The organism is Parageobacillus sp. NEAU-HV-2 (assembly GCF_059115485.1).
The window spans coordinates 1-18,806 of record NZ_JBXUJJ010000006.1; the positions used below are offsets into that span (position 1 = coordinate 1).

14 protein-coding genes are annotated in these 18,806 nt (G+C 47.9%); 10 read left to right on the plus strand and 4 right to left on the minus strand.

Annotation, left to right across the window (positions count from 1 at the left end; genetic code table 11):
- Together AC1WMD_RS11000 and AC1WMD_RS11005 are read left to right on the plus strand one after the other, a co-directional pair.
- The coding region (locus AC1WMD_RS11000; protein WP_494257221.1) for an IS200/IS605 family accessory protein TnpB-related protein at positions 1-1,184 on the plus strand (1,184 nt) is incomplete at its 5' end.
- Positions 1,185-1,406: 222 nt separating this feature from the next.
- A complete protein-coding gene (locus AC1WMD_RS11005) occupies positions 1,407-1,937 on the plus strand; it encodes a hemerythrin domain-containing protein (RefSeq protein WP_494257378.1) in 531 nt (176 codons plus the stop codon).
- Between the two features lie 132 nt (positions 1,938-2,069).
- On the opposite strand, the gene narI is transcribed toward AC1WMD_RS11005, so the two are convergent.
- From narI to AC1WMD_RS11025, 4 genes are read right to left on the minus strand one after another with little or no spacing between them, the layout of a single operon-like run.
- Positions 2,070-2,774: a respiratory nitrate reductase subunit gamma gene (gene narI, locus AC1WMD_RS11010; protein WP_494257222.1), complete on the minus strand. Its 705-nt coding sequence runs from the start codon at positions 2,772-2,774 to the stop codon at positions 2,070-2,072.
- A 2-nt stretch (positions 2,775-2,776) separates the two neighbouring features.
- Positions 2,777-3,325, minus strand: a complete 549-nt coding sequence (gene narJ, locus AC1WMD_RS11015; RefSeq protein WP_043904524.1) for a nitrate reductase molybdenum cofactor assembly chaperone — start codon at positions 3,323-3,325, stop codon at positions 2,777-2,779.
- 15 nt (positions 3,326-3,340) lie between these two features.
- On the minus strand, positions 3,341-4,813 hold the full coding sequence (gene narH / locus AC1WMD_RS11020; RefSeq protein ID WP_494257223.1) for a nitrate reductase subunit beta: 1,473 nt from the start codon (positions 4,811-4,813) through the stop codon (positions 3,341-3,343).
- The gene (locus tag AC1WMD_RS11025; protein WP_494257224.1) at positions 4,803-8,486 is read right to left on the minus strand and encodes a nitrate reductase subunit alpha; all 3,684 of its coding nucleotides are present in this window, start codon (positions 8,484-8,486) and stop codon (positions 4,803-4,805) included. Before AC1WMD_RS11025 ends, narH begins: the two co-directional genes overlap by 11 nt.
- A gap of 180 nt (positions 8,487-8,666) precedes the next feature.
- On the opposite strand from AC1WMD_RS11025, the gene AC1WMD_RS11030 reads away from it, so the two are divergent.
- The 8 genes from AC1WMD_RS11030 to AC1WMD_RS11065 all read left to right on the plus strand — a co-directional run bounded on the left by AC1WMD_RS11030 (position 8,667) and on the right by AC1WMD_RS11065 (position 18,783).
- Entirely contained in the window at positions 8,667-9,173 is a 507-nt protein-coding gene (locus tag AC1WMD_RS11030; protein ID WP_494257226.1) for a metal-dependent hydrolase, read from the plus strand.
- A 75-nt stretch (positions 9,174-9,248) separates the two neighbouring features.
- Entirely contained in the window at positions 9,249-10,004 is a 756-nt protein-coding gene (locus AC1WMD_RS11035) for an alpha/beta hydrolase (RefSeq protein WP_494257227.1), read from the plus strand.
- Between the two features lie 213 nt (positions 10,005-10,217).
- The gene (locus AC1WMD_RS11040; RefSeq protein ID WP_494257229.1) at positions 10,218-14,411 is read left to right on the plus strand and encodes a tetratricopeptide repeat protein; all 4,194 of its coding nucleotides are present in this window, start codon (positions 10,218-10,220) and stop codon (positions 14,409-14,411) included.
- Between the two features lie 90 nt (positions 14,412-14,501).
- Entirely contained in the window at positions 14,502-14,777 is a 276-nt protein-coding gene (locus tag AC1WMD_RS11045; protein ID WP_043904530.1) for a hypothetical protein, read from the plus strand.
- A 29-nt stretch (positions 14,778-14,806) separates the two neighbouring features.
- Positions 14,807-15,562 (plus strand): membrane protein insertase YidC, encoded by a 756-nt coding sequence (gene yidC / locus AC1WMD_RS11050; protein WP_494257230.1) that lies wholly within the window; start codon positions 14,807-14,809, stop codon positions 15,560-15,562.
- A 457-nt stretch (positions 15,563-16,019) separates the two neighbouring features.
- On the plus strand, positions 16,020-16,571 hold the full coding sequence (locus AC1WMD_RS11055; protein ID WP_494257232.1) for a cysteine hydrolase family protein: 552 nt from the start codon (positions 16,020-16,022) through the stop codon (positions 16,569-16,571).
- Between the two features lie 72 nt (positions 16,572-16,643).
- The gene (locus AC1WMD_RS11060; RefSeq protein WP_494257234.1) at positions 16,644-18,113 is read left to right on the plus strand and encodes a nicotinate phosphoribosyltransferase; all 1,470 of its coding nucleotides are present in this window, start codon (positions 16,644-16,646) and stop codon (positions 18,111-18,113) included.
- Positions 18,114-18,342: 229 nt separating this feature from the next.
- Positions 18,343-18,783 carry a hypothetical protein gene (locus AC1WMD_RS11065; protein WP_494257235.1) on the plus strand — a complete coding sequence of 147 codons (441 nt, stop codon included), beginning with the start codon at positions 18,343-18,345 and terminating at the stop codon, positions 18,781-18,783.
- Positions 18,784-18,806 lie beyond the last annotated feature (23 nt).

The window sequence follows — 18,806 nt, forward strand, 5'->3', positions numbered from 1 at the left end:
CAAAAGAAGCCGAGCTAAAGCACCATCTCGACCAAGGAACGATTCCACGTGTGATTTTTGGCGGAAAACAAAACTTTTACAAGCGCTTGAAAGGAAACATCACGAACGAAGAATGGAAAGATTTGCGCTCCAATCAGTTGTATGCCAGAGGCGATAAAAGCAAAAAAGGAAATTTAAATATTCGCCTCGTGTATGACGATCACACTGATGAATGTTATGTAGAAATTGCGAATCCACTTGGACAACAGGAAAGTAAAACCGCTCCCCGTTTACGATTCCCTGTGTCTGTTCCTGAAAAATATGAAGAGGAAATCATCGATCTCGTCATGGGAGAACAAGTCGGAGTGAATGCAAAAGGAAAGTCGATCATCGAATATCAACCATATACCGTCGAAATCCAACGCAAAAGCGGGGAATATTATGTCCATCTCATCTATGAAGAAGAGGTATATGGCAGAGAACTTGCCTATGATGAACCGATTCAAGCAGAACGAATCGCAGGGATTGATATCAATATGGACCGCATCGCCGTAAGCATCGTTTCGAAACAGGGAAATTTTCTTCAATCAAAGGTGTTTTACTGCCATGAACTCGAATATGTGCGGGCGAATAAACGAAACAACATCATTGGCGAAACAGTAAGAGATGTGTATGACTGGCTGCTTCAAGAGAATGTGGGGGCAGTCGTCATCGAAAACATTCAACTGAGGCAGCGGCACGATACAGACAAACGATTCAATCGCCTCACCCATAATTTTAAAAAGAAAAAGCTGACGGAAACGATCGTTCGTCGGGGAATGCGGCTTGGGTTTCGCATCAAAAAAGTGAATCCGGCGTACACAAGTGTTATCGGTCGTTTCAAGTATATGAAAAAATATGGGCTATACGTTCATGAAAGTGCCGCTTCGGTGATTGGCAGACGAGGATTAGGGTATCGTGAACGATTGCCAAAAGAACTCATGGACACCATAAAAACGAAAGTGAAACGCCATTTGGTTGCCGTGTTAGGGTCGATGGAAGAATCCTACAAGCAATCGAAAAGCGGAACGAAACAACGACAATATCTCGGCATGATGTTACGCAAAATCGAGAGCTTCAAACAAGAGCATGAATGGTCATTATGGAATATCTTGCATAAATTCTGCTGGCTGAACCAGTATCAAATTCAACTAAGGGAGGTGTAGACCTGGTTACTAAAATCGTTGTCGTGTACTGACCGAGGGAAGGAATGGTGCACGACAGGTGCCGTCGCTAACAGCGAGCCACGGGGTGTCTTTCACAGCAGGTGAATGACAAGGGGATTCCCTTCCTGATGGAACTCGGTGAGAATCCGAGCGACAAGCGGTGTTTCCTGGTTCCATCGCGATGTGTCGATTTTTATAGATTTTAGTAACCAGGGATGGATGATGCATTTGTTTTGTCATATGGGCGGACAGGAAGAAGTGGAGCTATGCCCAGGTTTAGAGCGTTTAAAACAGGAGCATGGACCGTTGCGTGAGCTAAAACAGCGTATGTTTGAACTTGCACAAGCAATCGGCGACGAGGAAGGGCAAAATTGGAAGGAACGGTTGCTTGCGTTGCGGGAAAGTGTACAGTCATTTGTGAATGAACTCGATCCGCACTCCGAGCGGGAAGAAGGCGTGCTGTTTCCAATGATGGCGCAGTATATTGGAAGAACATCCGGCCCGATTGCCGTCATGGAGTATGAACATGATCAGGCGAATCAGCGGCTTGCTTCCTTTTTAACGAAAACTGCGGAGCTTCCGGAAACGGTTAACCGTGAAAGTGCGGTGGCGCTCGCCAATGAGGTGATCGACGCTTATCATATTTTAGCAGAACACTTTATGAAAGAAGAAAACGTGCTATTTCCGATGGCAGAACGCCTGTTGTCCGACGAAGAAAAAGAAGAATTGGCGGAAAAAATCAACCAAATATAAGAAAAAACGGGATGTCTCCTTCATAGGTGCATCCCATTTTTTACATACGCACAAAAAAATCTCCCACCCCTGAAAGAAAGGAGGAGGTGGGAGAGATAGATTATATAAAAGAGGGATTCGGACACGTTTCAATCAATGAATGTTATATGGCTGTTCTGCCTGTTTCGGCATGCGTTTGCGGTAAACGACATAGCTTCGGCGCAAGTAGCGAAGTGGAAGGCTAAACACATGCACGAGCCGCGTAAACGGCCAGACAGCGAAAATGCCGAGAGCAGCCAAAATATGAATTTGAAACCAAACTGGCACGGTTTCCATGTAAGATGGATCGGGATGGAATAGAAGGATGCTCCGGAACCAAGGGCCGATCGTTGTTCGATAATCGAAACCATGCGAATCGACGTTCAGCAGCGTCGATGACAGCCCCGTTGCGATGACCATCGCCAAGAACAAGAGGGCGATCCAGTCACCGCGGCTGCTTGTAATCCGCACCCGTTTGACGGTCGCGCGCCGGCGGATCAGAATGAGAAGCCCAATAAGAGCGGCCAATCCTGCCGGAATACCGCCGGCAAGGGCGATGAGATGGTACGTTTCTTCCGTTATGCCGAGCGTTGCGTACACCGATTCCGGAATTAAAATGCCCATGACGTGGCCGACGAACACAAACAAAATTCCCCAATGGAACAGCAGGCTGCCAAGCCGCAATTGCTTCTTTTCCAATACTTCGCTCGATTTCGATGTCCAGCCGAATTGGTCGTATTGATAACGCCAAATATGACCACCAATAAAAATCGTTAACACAATATAAGGGAAAATCACCCAAAGAAATTGCTCCAACACGGTTACACACTTCCTTTCGGAGTCGGCGTCACGCCGAGTTCTGCAAATGCGAGAAAAATTGCGTCCAACACCGCGGCATAAGGGCTGCTGCCCGCGGCAAGCTGTTTCCGTATTTCATCGATGTTATCGGCGTATGCGGCAAAGAGCGGCACGACGTGCTCCTGTTCGGCATAAGCGGCGAACTCAAGCATGAGCGGCAAATAATCCGGGAGTTCCTGCTCAGTCATATCAAATCCAGCCGCTTTATAGCGCTGTTTCAGCTGCAATAGCTCGAGACCGCGTTCGCGCTGTTCGCCTGTATTCATGTAGGTCACATATAAATTCGTTTTTTTGCCGAAATCAAATGCTTCGACATATTGTTCCATCCGTTTGCGGGCAGGCATCGATTGGATGTCGTGAATAAAAGCGCTCATTTTTTCGACGATGGCGTCGTTTGGGACGACGCTGATTGCCTCGAGGCAATCAGCGAGAGAGTCCGCCCATTCTTCATCGGGATAGGACAATAGATGGGACGCGCATAAAAACACCGTTTGCATTTGTTCTTTATTCATGTTTCCTCACCTCCATTAAGAAAGTGTGCCGCAGGCGCCAGGACCGCCGGCAAACGCCAACCCGCAGCTTCCTTGTTCGGCGTATAGTTCCGCGACTTCTTCACGGTGGGAGGCAGGAATGACAAAGCGGTCATTGTATTTTGCGATGGCGAGCAGACGATACATGTCTTCGATATCTTGCTCGCTTAGCCCGAGTTCTTCAATAATGCGGACATCCGGCTGTTTGTTCGTTTGTTTTGCGCGCATATATGAGCGCATCGCCGCCATTTTTTTCAACGTAATGCGGATATGTGTTTCGTCGCCGGCTGTCAGTAAGTTCGCCAAATATTCGATCGGGATGCGCATTTCGTCAATCGCCAGGAAAATGTCTTCCGCATTCGCTTTGCTTCCTTTTCCTTCAAACATGTTCATAATCGGGCTTAATGGCGGAATGTACCATACCATTGGCAATGTCCGGTATTCCGGATGAAGCGGAAGCGCGATTTTCCAATCGACAATCATTTTATAAATCGGCGAACGCTGCGCTGCTTCGATCCATTCGTCTGGAATGCCTTCTTTTTTTGCTTTTACGATCACTTCCGGATCGTGCGGGTTGAGGAAAATGCCAAGCTGGGCATGGTACAGCTCTTTTTCGCCTTCTACGCTCGCCGCTTCCTTCACTTTGTCGGCATCGTAAAGCATGACACCGATGTAACGGATGCGGCCGACACACGTTTCCGCGCAGATCGTCGGCATGCCTGCCTCAATGCGTGGGAAGCAGAGCGTGCATTTTTCTGCTTTATTTGTTTGCCAGTTGAAATATACTTTTTTATATGGACAGCTCGTTACGCAATGGCGCCAGGCGCGGCAGGCGTTTTGATCGACGAGGACGATGCCGTCCTCGTCGCGTTTATACATCGCTCCTGACGGGCAGCTCGAGACGCACGATGGATTGATGCAATGCTCGCAAATGCGCGGCAAATACATCATAAAGACGTTTTCGAACTCCGCTTGAATCGACTGCTCCATTTTGACAACGTTTGGATCTCTCAACCCGGTAATATGGGCGCCGGCAAGGTCGTCCTCCCAGTTTGGACCCCATGACAGTTCCATGAATTCGCCGGTAATGGCCGATTTCGGGCGAGCAACCGGCTGATGGCGTTTTTGCGGGCTGTTGATCAATGTTTCATAATCGTAATTCCACGGTTCGTAATAATCATCGATCGTTGGCTGGTACGGGTTGTAAAACAAGTTAAGCAGACGGGTTACTTTCGAGCCGGATTTGAGCTGGAGCTCGCCGTTTTTGAGCTCCCAGCCACCTTTATATTTGTCTTGGTCTTCCCATTGTTTCGGATAACCGATTCCCGGTTTTGTCTCGACGTTATTGAAGTACATGTACTCCGCTCCAGGACGGTTTGTCCATGTGTTTTTACAAGTGACGCTGCACGTATGGCAGCCGATACATTTATCCAAGTTCATCACCATGCCGACTTGCGCTTTAATCTTCAAGCCAATCGACCTCCTCTAATTTGCGGATAATGACGTACAAGTCGCGTTGATTTCCCGTTGGGCCGTAATAGTTAAAGCCGTAGCTTAATTGCGCATACCCGCCGATCATATGCGTCGGTTTCACATGAATGCGCGTCGGGCTGTTGTGTGTGCCGCCGCGATTGTTCGTCAGCTTCGTGCCTGGCACGTTAATGTGGCGGTCTTGTGCGTGATGCATAAACGCCATTCCGCGCGACAGGCGGTGGGAAACAACGGCGCGGGCAACGACGACGCCGTTGCGGTTGAAGCATTCAATCCAATCGTTATCGCGTATACCGGCTTCTGCGGCATCCTCTTTGTTGATCCAGACGGTCGGGCCGCCGCGGAAAAGGGTGAGCATTGGCAACGAATCGAAATACATGCTGTGAATCGACCATTTGTTATGCGGCGTTAAATAGTTCAAAATGATTTCTTTTCCTTTTGCTTCCGGCCGTTTTCTCGAGAACGGGCGGTGCTGCAATATCGGCTTAAAGGTAGCCATCGTTTCGCCAAATTCGTGCATTAATTCGTGATCCAAGTAGAATGACTGCCGCCCGGTGAGCGTACGCCACGGAATGAATCGCTCGACGTTTGTCGTAAACGGCGAGTAGCGCCGGCCGCCTTTTTCCGAACCGCTGAACGCCGGCGAGGTGATCACTGTTTTCGGCTGCGCCGTAATTTGTTCGAACGTAAAGCATTCTTCCTCGCGTTCTCTCGCTAAATCGGCGAGCTGCAATTTCGTCTTTTTCTCGAGCGCTTTCCATGCTTTCACCGCCACTTTTCCGTTCGTTGTCGATGATAATGTGAGAATGGCTTCCGCTGCTTTTTTCGCATCGCTGATGTCCGGGCAGCCGGCGGCGATCGAAGCACGTTTGATCGTTCCTAACGTCTTTTTCAATTTTTCGTATTCGTCTTTGGCTGACCAAGCGATGCCTTTTATGCCCATTGGCTGTTTGGCTGCGTTCGGTCCAAGGGAAATCATTTTGTCGTAAATAAGCGTATAATCGCGCTCGACGACATGAATGTTCGGCATCGTTTTTCCCGGAATCGGTTCGCACTCGCCTTTGCTCCAGTCTTTCACTTGGCCAAACGGCTGCGCCAGTTCTTGTGCTGTATCGTGCAAGAGCGGGGTGGCGACGACCTCTTTGACCGGCTTCATGCCGATTTGTTTGGCGACATCGGAGACGGCTTTCGCTAACGATTTAAAAATGTCCCAATCCGAGCGTGCTTCCCATGGTGCAGAAATCGCTGGATTGAACGGATGCACGAACGGGTGCATATCCGTACTGCTTAAATCGTGTTTTTCGTACCATGTCGCCGCCGGAAGAACAATATCGGAATAAAGCGCTGTTCCCGCCATGCGAAAATCAAGGTTCACTAATAAGTCGAGCTTTCCTTCCGGCGCCTCGTCGCGCCATGTAATTTCTTGCGGCCGCAGGCTGTCCTCATCATCGTTTAACAAACCGTGCGTCGTGCCGAGCAAATGTTTTAAGAAATATTCATGGCCTTTGCCCGAGCTGGAAATTAAGTTCGCGCGCCAAACGATTAAGTTTCTTGGAAAGTTTACTTCATTGTCCGGGTCTTCGATCGCAAATTGCAATTGCCTTGTTTTGAGCTGTTCGGCCACGTAATTTCCGATTTGTTCCGGAGTCGTTGCTCCATTGGCGATAGCTTCTTTGTAAAGGTCAATGCCGTTCTTGTTAAACGTCGGGTAAGACGGAAGCCAGCCAAGCCGGGCGGCGAGAACGTTATAATCTGCGTAATGGGAATAGCGCGCTTTTTTCACAAGCGGTGATACAAGTTCATCGACCGGCATTTCTTCATATCGCCATTGATCGGTCGCAAAATAGAAGAACGATGTGCCGTTTTGCAATTTCGGCGGCATCGTCCAATCGCGTGCCGTTGCGATCGTTTGCCATCCTTCCGCCGGCCGCAGTTTTTCTTGTCCGACGTAGTGCGCCCAGCCGCCGCCGTTGACGCCTTGTGCGCCGACAAATAAGACGAGGTTTAAGACGGCGCGGTAAATCGTATCGGAGTGGAACCAGTGGTTAATGCCAGCGCCGACAATAATCATCGAGCGGCCATTAGTATCAATCGCGTTTTGCGCAAACTCGCGCGCGATTTTAATGGCAAGCTCCCGTTTCACGCCTGTAATCGCTTCTTGCCATGCCGGCGTGAATGGAACAAGATCATCGTACGTACGGGCGACGTTTCCACCAATACCGCGGTCAACGCCGTAATTGGCAAGGACAAGATCATAGACGGTCGTCACATACGTTTCGCCATTTTCGGTTTGTATTTTTTTTGCCGGGACGACGCGTTCAATCGTTTCCCTTCCTTCATTAGTAAAGTACGGAATATGAATCGTAACGAGCTCGTCTTCGCTCCCTAAAAACGATAGACAAGGTTCAATCGGCTGTTCCGTTTCTTCATCCACCATATGTAAATTCCATTTTCCTTGATCGTCCCAGCGCGAACCGATTGTTCCATGCGGAATCGCAAACGTTTTTTTGTTTTCATCGTAAACGACCGGCTTCCATTCGGAGTTGGTGACGCTGCGGCCGAGGTCTTTTGCCTGCAAGAAGCGGCCGGCTATCCATTTGTCGCCATCTTTTTTCAAGGTGACGACGAACGGAAAATCGGTGTACGTTTTCGCATATTGCTGGAAGTAAGGAACTTGCCGATCGACATAATATTCTTTTAAAATGACATGTCCCATCGCCATCGCGAGTGCGCCGTCTGTTCCTGGTTTTACGCTGAGCCAGTCGTCGGCAAATTTCGTCGATTCGGCGTAATCCGGGCTGACGGAAACGACTTTCGTGCCGCGGTAACGGACTTCCGCTAAAAAGTGAGCGTCCGGCGTTCGAGTAAGCGGTACGTTCGAGCCCCATGTAATGATGTAGCCGGAGTTATACCAGTCGCTCGATTCGGGAACGTCGGTTTGGTCTCCCCAAACTTGCGGCGATGCTGGCGGCAGGTCTGCATACCAATCGTAAAAGCTAAGCATCGGCCCGCCCATGAGCTGCATAAAGCGAGCCCCAGAGGCATAGCTGACCATCGACATCGCTGGGATCGGCGAAAAACCGACATTGCGGTCCGGGCCGTATTTGATGACAGTATATAATAAGGAAGCAGCGACAAGCGTTAACGCTTCATCCCAGCTGACGCGGACAAATCCCCCTTTTCCGCGCACCTGTTTATAACGTTTTGCCTTTTCGGGATTTTCAACGATGCTTTTCCATGCATCGAGCGGATTTTTGTGTGTTTGCAGCGCTTCTCGCCACATGTCGATTAACACGCCGCGCACATATGGGTATTTGACGCGCAGCGGGCTGTAAATGTACCAAGAGAAGCTCGCGCCGCGAGGACAGCCGCGCGGTTCAAAATCCGGCATATCCGGCCCGGTTGATGGATAATCGAGCTGTTGTCCTTCCCAGGTAACGATGCCATCTTTTACGTAGATGTTCCAACTGCATGAACCTGTGCAGTTGACACCGTGGGTTGAACGAACGACTTTATCGTGCTGCCAGCGGCGGCGGTACGCATTTTCCCAAGCGCGGTCGCCGTAGTTTGCTTCGCTATGCTCATTCGCATACCGTTCGATCGGTTTCATATATTTGAAACGGTTCCATAACGGTGATCGTTTTCGTTTCATTTTGTTCACTCCTTATCAATGTTTGTAATTTTACTATAGCCATAATGGAAATAAAGGGATGTTAACTTTGTCACAGTTGACGCGATTGTCACAAATTTGTCAAACGGTGACGAAAAAACGAACAAACATTCCTTTCTTGTGTTATAATAGAGAAAAAGTTTTACATAATGAGGAGGATAAATGCGATACCATAGCCATATTGTTACGTCATTATGCCTTGGGGCGGCGGCCGCCGCGTACACATCGCTTTCCTTTACAGCAAGCTATACGGCGGGAGTCGTCATCGGCAGTTTGCTCCCCGACATTGATGAACCGAAGTCATACGTCGGGCGACGCTCAATGGGGATGTCCAATAAAGTAAAAGAAGCATTTGGCCATCGCGGTATGACCCATTCGCTTGTTGTATGGGGGGTTATTGCTCTCGTCATTTCTTGGGAATCGTCTTCGTTATTTGCGGCTGGCTTTGTGCTCGGCTATTTGTTTCATATTCTCGAAGACTTTTTCTCTGTCCAAGGCGTGCCTCTCTTTTGGCCGTTCACCGCAAAGCGATTGAAAATTCCTATCTATCGCACAGGCAATCTCGTCGAAAAAGCGCTTTTTTACGTGGCGTTTGCCTTGCTTGTCTATATCGGCGCAAAAGAACAGCTATTTTCCGAATGGTGGCGTTCGCTTGCTTTATTTCGATGAGAAAAAAGGAAAAAGTCTGTCTGCAGCGAAATAAAAGATAAAAGGAAGTGCATTTTCTAAAGCGGGGGAGAGGCGATGAAAGAGAAGTATCCTGTACTGCCAGGGGCGGAGCCGTTTTATTTTGAAGGAAGCCGGGTGGGCATTTTGGTTTCCCACGGTTTCACCGGCACGACGCAAAGCATGCGTCCGTTAGGCGAAGCGTACGCCAAGGCGGGCTATACCGTTTGCGGCCCGCGTCTGAAAGGACATGGAACGCATTATGAAGATATGGAACAGACGACATACGAAGATTGGATTGATTCCGTTGAAGAGGGGTATCAATGGCTGAAAGAGCGGTGTGACACTATTTTTGTGACGGGATTGTCGATGGGCGGGACGCTCACCTTGTATATGGCCGAGACCTATCCTGACATTCAAGGTATCGTTCCGATTAATGCGGCGATCGACATTCCGGTCATGGCTGACGGTGCCGCTCATCGTGCTGAGCTACCGCGCTACTTAGACGCGATCGGCTCGGATATCAAAAACCCGGAAGTGAAAGAGCTGGCGTATGAAAAAACACCAACCGCTTCACTCCAACAAATTGTTAAACTGATGGAGAAAGTAAGAAACAACCTTCACCGCATTACGTGTCCGGCGCTCATTTTTGTGTCGGAAGAAGACCATGTCGTTCCGCCCGATAACTCACGGCTTATTTTGGAGAAAATCAGCTCGGCGGAAAAAGAGCTTGTATCCTTGAAAAACAGCTACCATGTCGCGACGCTGGACTATGACCAGCAAACGATTATCGATTTATCGTTGCGCTTTTTTGCCGCGCATGCGAACAAATAGTTTTTTCACAAAAAGGATTTGCCCGCCATCATCCGCGGCAAATCTTTTTTGTTAGAAAGATAGGATTCATTTCCCATCTGTTATTTCTAAAAACTTATAGCACTTCTCTGCGATTCATTTTACACTAAAAATATCACGAAAAGTTGGCATCATCTGTTGGGCAGGCTTGTACAGTTATAGTATGAAATGGAAGAAAGAAAAGGAGCTTCGTACATGAATATAGAACGAATCGCAACCTATATAAAAGAAAAACGCATTATCGAAGCATTAGAGGAAATAAAGCCGATGATTCAGGAAGCAAACGGGCGTCCATTTTGCTGGAGGATGCCGCTGCGGGCATGGCAATCAGCGGACTCGTTTCATCATCTGATCCGCTTGTTTGATTATGCGTTAATGTACCGCCATAGCGCGCTGTTGGCGCGCTACGCCCACCGCCGCTTTTCGACGCTGCAGACGCTGACGTGGGTATGTGATGAGTGGATTGAAGAACGACGGCCGTTGGATGTCGAGGAAGCGCTGCGGCCGCGCTTGGAAGAAGCGATCGCGAACGGAAAGGAAAAACCGGAACATATCGCGCGTGCTGCTTTTACACTTGTGCGCGCTCTTTTAGAAATGCGCCGGATCGAAGAAGCACGGCAGTGGATGAACGTGGTAGAACGATATGAAACTATTCCGATGTACGATAAATGGGGATACTTTTATATGGAAACCGACGATCGCAATAGAGCGGAAGAAATATTACGGAAAGGATTGGATGAGCCGGAGCGCGGCGATATGTGCCATTTGCTTTTGGCCGACTTGTACGCGCTAAACGGCTGTCAGCGGAAAGCACTGGAAATCGTTGAATGCGGCATCAAACGGTTTCCGCAAGTACCGGCACTATATGCCGAAAAAGCGCGCCGGTTGCGCGATTTGCATGAGTACAAGGCAGCGCTCGAAGCGATGGACGAGGTCGACCGTCTCACTCCGTTTCATGTTCACCGCCGCTATTTTGCCCATGTGCGTGCGCAAATCTATTACAAGCTTGGCAAGTTCGATGAACTAGCGGCGCTTGTTCAAAGAGAGAAATCATTGGTATCTACGCCATACGCGCGTGCAAGCGAACGAGCTTCTCTGCCGCAAGTGATCTTGCCGCTTGTGCCTGTTGTACAAAAGCATAATTATTGTGTGCCCGCAAGTTTGGAAATGATGCTGCGGCTGTTAGGTAAGGAACGCACACAAGATGAAGTGGCCGAGCATATTTTCGATGTGCGCGGTTCAAAATTGTCGACGACGGTACATTATTTGGAAACGCTTGGCTTTTTATGCCGCTTTTTCATCGGTTCAGCGGAGCGGTGGAAACGGCTGCTCGATGCTGGAATTCCCGTGCTGTTAAGCGTCGATTACGAACAATCGTCCCATGTGCAAGTATTGTTCGGCTATGATGAGCGCCTCGGGGCGTTTTACGTGCAAGACCCAAACATGCTCGAGCCATTTGTCGTTGCTTATGACGAAGTCGAAAAATGGTATGCAGGAACACATTATTTGTCGATTGCTGCGATTCCCCGGGAAAAAGAAGCGATTGCCGTGTCGCTGCCGGAAGCGGAAGATCAATATTTCCGTCAACTTCATGCCTTCGCCGAAAAAATGGATGAAGATGAACAAGCGTATATGGCGCCGTTTCTCGCGTTTTTGCGCAAGCACGAACACATTCCATACACATGGCTGTATGTCGTCAAACATTTTAGCACGGAAGAAGCGAAAGAACTGCTTCTCGACTATACCGAGCGGGTACTTGCTAAATACGGTGATATTAATGATTTGCTGCTTGCGGCGGCGAAAGCGTATGTGTATGTGAAAGAAATCGAACGGGCCGAAGCGGTGTTGGCGCGGGTGAAAAGAAAAAACCACAGTCCGCTCTATCACTATTTACAGGGACGGATCGCGTTTTACGAAAGCCGGTACGAAGAAGCAAGCCGCCATTTCCGGGCTTCGCTCCAGCTCGATCCCGACCAGCCCGACGTCTGGAGCTATATGGCCCTTAGCACCACGTACGGCGGAAAGGAAAAGAAAGGGCTGGAACTGTCGCAAATCGCTTTAACGATACACCCTGACGATCCGTTTATTGGCACGAACCATGGCATCATGTTATTTCATGCCAAACAATTTCAGGAGGCGCGCGCCTTTTTTGACGAATTGCTGCGCCGCCATCAACGCGATGCCCATCTATGGTATGAACGGGCGCGTTGCGATGAAAGGCTAGGAAAGATCCGTAAAGCGGAACGCGGCTTTCTTGTCGCTAAAGCGCTTGATGGCAAAGAGCCGTATCCGTATTTGGCGTTAGCGGATTTATATGAAAATGAGTTAGGGGATTGGCAAAAAGCTGAAGCTGTTTTGCTAGAAGGAGCGGCAAAGGCCGGAAGCTCCCCTGCATTACACGTTCGTCTTGGCGACTGGTATATGGAACGAGACGAAGCGGAAAAGGCGGAAGCGCATTACCAAAAAGCGCTCGAGCAAGAGGAAAAAGATGTCTTTGCCCATCTCGGCCTTGCATACGTGATGATGCAACGGGGGCAGCGCGATGAAGCAAAACAGTATCTGTTGGATAAGAAGCCATTATTTGCTCAAAACAGCGAATATCTATTAAATGCCGGAAAAATGCTCCTGGCCAATAAGCTAGCTATAGAAGCAGAAGAAAAAGGCATCGCGCTTGCCTTTCTTGAAGAAGGATTGCGCCTTGCGCAATTTGATGTGGCAGAAGCGTACGAGTTTTATATTGAACAATTAACCGACCATTTCCTTGTCGACCGAGGAATTGCTTTTCTCGGGCAACTCATCAACGAGCGTCCAACCGATGTAAACGCGCTTTGTTATCTCGGCGTACTTTATGAGCAAAGCGGCATGTTTTCGAAAGCGATCGATTTATACGAACGGGCGAGCAAGGTGCGAAAAAGCACGTTCCCGCTCTATCGCTTGGCCGAAACGTATCGGGCGTTCGAGCGCTGGAACGAGGCAAAACGGTATTATGAAGCGTGTCTCGAAGTTGATGATACGTTTGCGGTGGCTCACCTTCGCTTAGCGGTTCTTTACGAAATGGAAGAAAACATTGATAAGCAGCGGTTCCATTTGCAAAAAGCGTTCGAGTGCGACCCGCTTCAAGTTCATGTCGAAAATGCGGTGTGGCTGTTTGACGATCCCGCCACATTAGTAGACACGATCGAAGCGGTGCGGACGCAAGCAGGCGATATTTGGTATTATAACAGCCTTGGCTACGTATATGGAGCAATGGGGGACGGTGCCAAAGAAAAAGAGGCGGTCGAACACGCGCTTCGCCTCCATCCTGATCATCCGGAAGTGCTCCACCATTATGCGAAAGTGCTTGTCAAGGAAGGGAAGTTACGCGAAGCGATCGCCATCCTTGAACGATTGATTGAGCAGGATGTCCGCAATGAAGCCTTGTATGAAACGTATATTCAAGCATTTTCGTATACAATGAGAGGAATAGGAAAACTGCGTGAGCGGCTGCGCCGATGGAAACTGGAAAACAGCAAAAAAAGTGTAGTATGTATGTATGCCGCTTCCGCTCTTTCCTCGTATATGATGAACATGCAGCGAATCGGGGGGGAAGGATTTCTCCCCAAACGACTGTGGACAAAAACGAAAGCGTGGACGAAACAGGTTATTTTTGCTTCCGCTGTTTTGGATTTATATGAAACGGCGATTCGTTTGGACCGAAGCAATATAGAAGCGTATGAGCGCCTCGCTGGGTTTTACGAAGCGTCAGAATTGACGGATGACGCGATCAAGACGCTGCGCAAGGCGTTAACATATGAGTGGAATGGCGATGTCGCCCGTGAACTTGTTATGCTTCTCATTCACTCCGAAAACAGCAAGCGGCAAAAAGAAGCAGGCGAGTGGATCGAGCGGCTGCTCGAAGAACAGCCGAACGACCTAACTATGCTGGAGCTAAAGGCGTTCCTGCTCCTTGACGATGGACGGGAAGAGGAAGCAGAAAATTTGCTTCGTTCCATTATCGAAATAGAGCCGCTCTTACATCGCAGTATTTTGACGTTAGGAACGATGTATATGGCAAAACAGCGCTATGATGAAGCGATTGCCGTACTTGCAAACGGGCTTTTCCATCATCCATATGATGTAGAGATGAGTCAAGAATTGGCGCGTGCGTATGACGAAGCGGGGCAGACGGAAAAAGCGCTTTCCGTTATCGACAAATGGCTTCAATTTGCCCAAGAAGACTTATCCGCTCGTTATCAACGGGCGTGCTATTTAGCCAAGCTCGGGCGAATGGAGGAAGCGAAGCGCGAACTAGCGCATGTTCTTGATAAAGATGAAACAGGAGATTTTGCCGAACTGGCTAACGAAGAACCGGTGTTGGTGCCGCTATTACGGCCATCGGCGGAAAAATAGCGGCGTGCGAATCTTTTTCTTTTCTTTTTTCGCTAAGTTTGCTATGTTATGTAAGGAAAAGTTTTTCTTGAATAGAAAAGAGGTGGGAGAATGGAAGCTCCCTTTGATTTGCTGGCATATGTGTCGCTTGTGGGCGCACTGCTTGTCGTCGTGAAATGCTATATCGGCGAATATCGAAAAACGAAAGCCTTTTTATATGACGTTACGCTCTCGCGTGTAGCGGGAAAAAAAGACGAAAGATATGTGGCAGGCACGATGGCCCCGCTCTGCCGCGTTTTCATTAGGAAAAGGCGAAAGATTCCTGTGCACGAACGTTCACATCAAACTGATGAAGAAGGAAGGAGACCTCGCTTATTTCTTGCCTGATTGCCTAAAAAACAACAAGGAGGTCTCTTATGAGAAAGTGGATTTTTGCATTACTAGGAACGGTTGTTTTACTAAGCGGCTGCAATCGCAACGCGCCGATTAATGAACATAGTCAAGGAATTTGGGATCATTATTTTGTCTATCCAATGTCGAAATTGCTTTTAACGATTGGGCATCTGTTTGGAAATAACTACGGGATTGCCATCATCGTATTAACGTTAATCGTCCGTTTTTGCCTGCTGCCGCTCATCTTAAAGCAGTTTAAAACGACGATTGCGATGCAAAAGCTTCGCCCGGAACTGAAAAAGCTCCAAGAGAAATATAAAGGCACTGACATCGAAACACAGCGCAAGCTCCAGCAGGAAATGATGCAATTGTATCAAAAGCACGGCGTCCATCCTGCGAGCGGCTGCCTGCCGGTGCTGATTCAAATGCCGATTTTTATGTCGCTTTATTACGCGATTTCGCGCACGCAAGAAATTAAGATGCACTCGTTTTTATGGGTGCAGCTCGGCCATCGTGATCCGTACTTCATTTTGCCAATTTTGGCCAGCCTGACGACTTTCATCTCGCTGCGCTTGTCACCGTCAATGGCGGAAGAACAAATGCCGCAAATGGCGATGATGTCGTATATCATGCCAGTCATGATTTTTATCGGGGCAAGCTCCGTTCCGTCCGCCCTGTCGCTTTATTGGGTTGTCGGCGGCTGCTTCTCGATTATTCAATCATTGATTTTGCGCACGCAACTAAAAGCGGCCAAAGCCGCAGAAAATGGACAGGCATGACAACTCCCCGCTTTCCAACAACGGAAAGCGGGGGTGTTTTTTTGTAATCGTGACAAGGCATCGCAAGTGGCAAAGAAAGACGCGAGCAGCAAGCGGTCAAATGGATTGGTGAAAAGGCGGCAGTTTAGAAGTAAGTTTCTTATTTCATAACTCAGCAACAGAAAATGAAATAATAGGGTGTCCGTGGAGACGCGTAATCTGGCGGAGCGATTCGACGATATGGAAGATCGTACAGTTTGCGTATATCTACTCATGATGCATTTGGGTTGGATTAAGGAGAATATTTAATAAATAATGTCCAGCATATTTTTTGTAGTCCCTTTGTTATTTAGAAAGAACAACGACAGGTTTTCAAGAGTGAACGTCGACCTCTACGCGCGCTATTAAATTTTTTTATTTTTTCTTTTAACAATATTATAATAAGTGTTAAATTCGAATATTGGGGGGGGAATTGAGTATGAAAAAAGCATTGATTAACATTGATTATACGATTGATTTCATCGCCGACCACGGCGCACTTACTTGCGGAAAGCCCGGCCAGCAAATCGAATCGGAGCTGGTGCGGATTACGAAAGAGTTTATCGAAAATGGCGATTTTGTCGTATTTGCGATCGATATACATAAAGCGGGGGATACTTATCATCCGGAAACGAAGCTGTTTCCGCCGCATAATATCGAAGGAACGGACGGGCGGAAATTATATGGGGAATTGGAAGCGGTTTATCAGGCGAACAAGCACAAAGACAATGTGTATTGGATGGATAAAACGAGATATAGCGCATTTGCCGGTACGGATTTAGAAATAAAGCTAAGAGAGCGCGGCATTACCGAAGTGCATTTAGTCGGCTGCTGTACGGACATTTGCGTGCTTCATACTGCGGTCGATGCGTACAATAAAGGTTTTCACATCGTTGTACATAAAAATGCGGTCGCCAGCTTCAATCCGGTCGGGCATGAATGGGCGCTCGAGCATTTCAAACATACATTAGGTGCGGAAGTAGTGGAATAATAGAATAAAAATGGTAGAATAGACGATGGACGTTTTTTGTGTCAAACTGATTTGTGTTTTGGAGGTAGCACCATGAACGAAAAATATGCGGATGACAGTTTTACCCTTCATACGGACTTATATCAAATTAATATGGTGGAAACGTATTGGGAAGACGGCATTCATAACCGCAAGGCAGTGTTTGAAGTGTTTTTCCGCAGGCTGCCGTTTGGAAACGGATACGCGGTATTTGCCGGCTTGGAACGGGTCATTCAATTTTTGCAGGAATTCCGGTTTTCCGAAAGCGATATTGACTATTTGCGATCGGAATTGGGATATCGGGACGATTTTTTAGATTATTTGCAAACGGTTCGTTTTACCGGCACGCTGCGCTCGATGAAAGAAGGGGAAATCGTTTTCGGCAACGAGCCGATTTTGCGCATTGAAGCGCCGCTTGCCGAAGCGCAGCTCGTGGAAACGGCGATTTTAAACATTATCAACTTTCAAACGTTAATCGCGACAAAAGCGTCTCGTATTAAACATATTCTCGGCGATGAGCCGGCGATGGAGTTCGGCAGCCGCCGGGCGCACGAGATGGATGCCGCGCTGTGGGGAGCACGCGCTGCCTATATCGGCGGGTTTGAAGCGACATCGAACGTACGGGCAGGGAAACTTTTCGGCATTCCGGTTGCCGGCACCCATGCGCACGCGATGGTACAAGCCTATCAAGATGAATACACCGCGTTCCATAAATATGCGCGCCGCCATAAAGATTGCGTCTTTCTCGTCGACACGTACGATACATTGAAGTCAGGGGTGCCAAACGCGATTCGTGTCGCCAAAGAGCTGGGCGATCAAATCAATTTTATTGGCATCCGCATCGACAGCGGCGATCTCGCCTATTTGTCGAAAGAAGCGAGAAAAATGCTCGATGAAGCGGGATTTACGAAGGCGAAAATTTTCGCGTCGAACGATTTAGACGAAGAAACGATCCTCAATTTAAAATCACAAGGCGCGAAAATCGACGTCTGGGGAATCGGCACGAAATTAATAACCGCGTACGATCAGCCGGCGTTGGGCGCCGTTTATAAATTAGTCGCCATTGAAGATGAAAACGGAAATATGGTCGATACGATTAAAATCAGCGGCAACCCGGAAAAAGTCACGACCCCGGGGCTGAAACGGGTGTACCGCATTGTCAACAAAATCAATAAAAAAGCGGAAGGCGACTATATTGCCTTAGAAAGCGAAAATCCGCAACAAGAAGAACGGCTCAAAATGTTTCATCCTGTTTATACGTTTATCAGCAAATTTGTCACCAATTTTGAGGCAAGGGATTTGCATGAAACGATTTTTGACAATGGCAAGCTTGTGTATACGTCTCCGCCATTAAAAGAAATTCAAGCGTTTGTCAAAGAAAATTTGCGATTGTTTTGGGATGAGTATAAACGGACGATGAATCCCGAACAATATCCCGTCGATTTAAGCCAGGCCTGTTGGGATAACAAAATGGAAAACATTAGGAAGGTGAAGGAGAAGATTGAAAAGCTGGAAGAATATTGAGAAATTGTCGATTTTAGCGCTAAAATGGTCATCGCAGGTTCACATGCGGTGATCTTTTTTCGTTTTTCCGACTATTTCGAAGCATTGGTTACAGGTAGAAGAAATAGTGTGATGAAGGGAGACGCAATGGATCAGATAAAGATTAGTTGGAAGTGATGGATTCACCATAGTAACATTTATCTTTGCGCGCCGTCTAATAAGTAAAAGGCATATAGAGGGAGCGGTAGCCATGAAAAAATTTTTTGCCATATTGATGATCGCCGGGTTATGCAGTTTTGGGACATACTTTTTTGTGACTGCCAGCTCCAAACCACCTGAGTTAGACATATCGGCGGCAGGACAAAAAATTCCGGTTATACAAGGTTCTTACTGCTGGAAAACATTTTTCTCTAAAAAGTGTGTCGATTGGGCTTACGCGTCTCCATGGAAAATAGGAGACGTACACGAACCGGTTGAGGTTGTGCCTCATTCAGAAATAGAAATTGATTTTGAAAAAGAACCAGTTTCTTTATCTGTAGAACAGTGGATTAATAAAGGAAAGGCAAAAAATATAAAGGTAAAGAACAAAAAAATTACCGCGCCAAGTGAAAGCGGGGTATATGTTTATCATCTTATGGCGAATTGGAAGCAAGGAGAAGGCAACTATGTTTTCCGTATTAAAGTAAAATAAATGTTGTGTGTCGATTGCCGCTT

Bases quoted from the DNA above. Each gene is read 5' to 3' on its own strand.
- yidC (WP_494257230.1), top strand. From the start codon at position 14,807: ATGAGAAAGTGGATTTTTGCATTACTAGGAACGGTTGTTTTACTAAGC.
- AC1WMD_RS11065 (WP_494257235.1), top strand. From the start codon at position 18,343: ATGAAAAAATTTTTTGCCATATTGATGATCGCCGGGTTATGCAGTTTT.
- AC1WMD_RS11030 (WP_494257226.1), top strand. From the start codon at position 8,667: ATGCGATACCATAGCCATATTGTTACGTCATTATGCCTTGGGGCGGCG.
- AC1WMD_RS11035 (WP_494257227.1), top strand. From the start codon at position 9,249: ATGAAAGAGAAGTATCCTGTACTGCCAGGGGCGGAGCCGTTTTATTTT.
- AC1WMD_RS11060 (WP_494257234.1), top strand. From the start codon at position 16,644: ATGAACGAAAAATATGCGGATGACAGTTTTACCCTTCATACGGACTTA.
- AC1WMD_RS11055 (WP_494257232.1), top strand. From the start codon at position 16,020: ATGAAAAAAGCATTGATTAACATTGATTATACGATTGATTTCATCGCC.
- narJ (WP_043904524.1), bottom strand. From the start codon at position 3,325: ATGAATAAAGAACAAATGCAAACGGTGTTTTTATGCGCGTCCCATCTA.
- AC1WMD_RS11025 (WP_494257224.1), bottom strand. From the start codon at position 8,486: ATGAAACGAAAACGATCACCGTTATGGAACCGTTTCAAATATATGAAA.
- AC1WMD_RS11005 (WP_494257378.1), top strand. From the start codon at position 1,407: ATGCATTTGTTTTGTCATATGGGCGGACAGGAAGAAGTGGAGCTATGC.
- AC1WMD_RS11040 (WP_494257229.1), top strand. From the start codon at position 10,218: ATGAATATAGAACGAATCGCAACCTATATAAAAGAAAAACGCATTATC.
- AC1WMD_RS11045 (WP_043904530.1), top strand. From the start codon at position 14,502: ATGGAAGCTCCCTTTGATTTGCTGGCATATGTGTCGCTTGTGGGCGCA.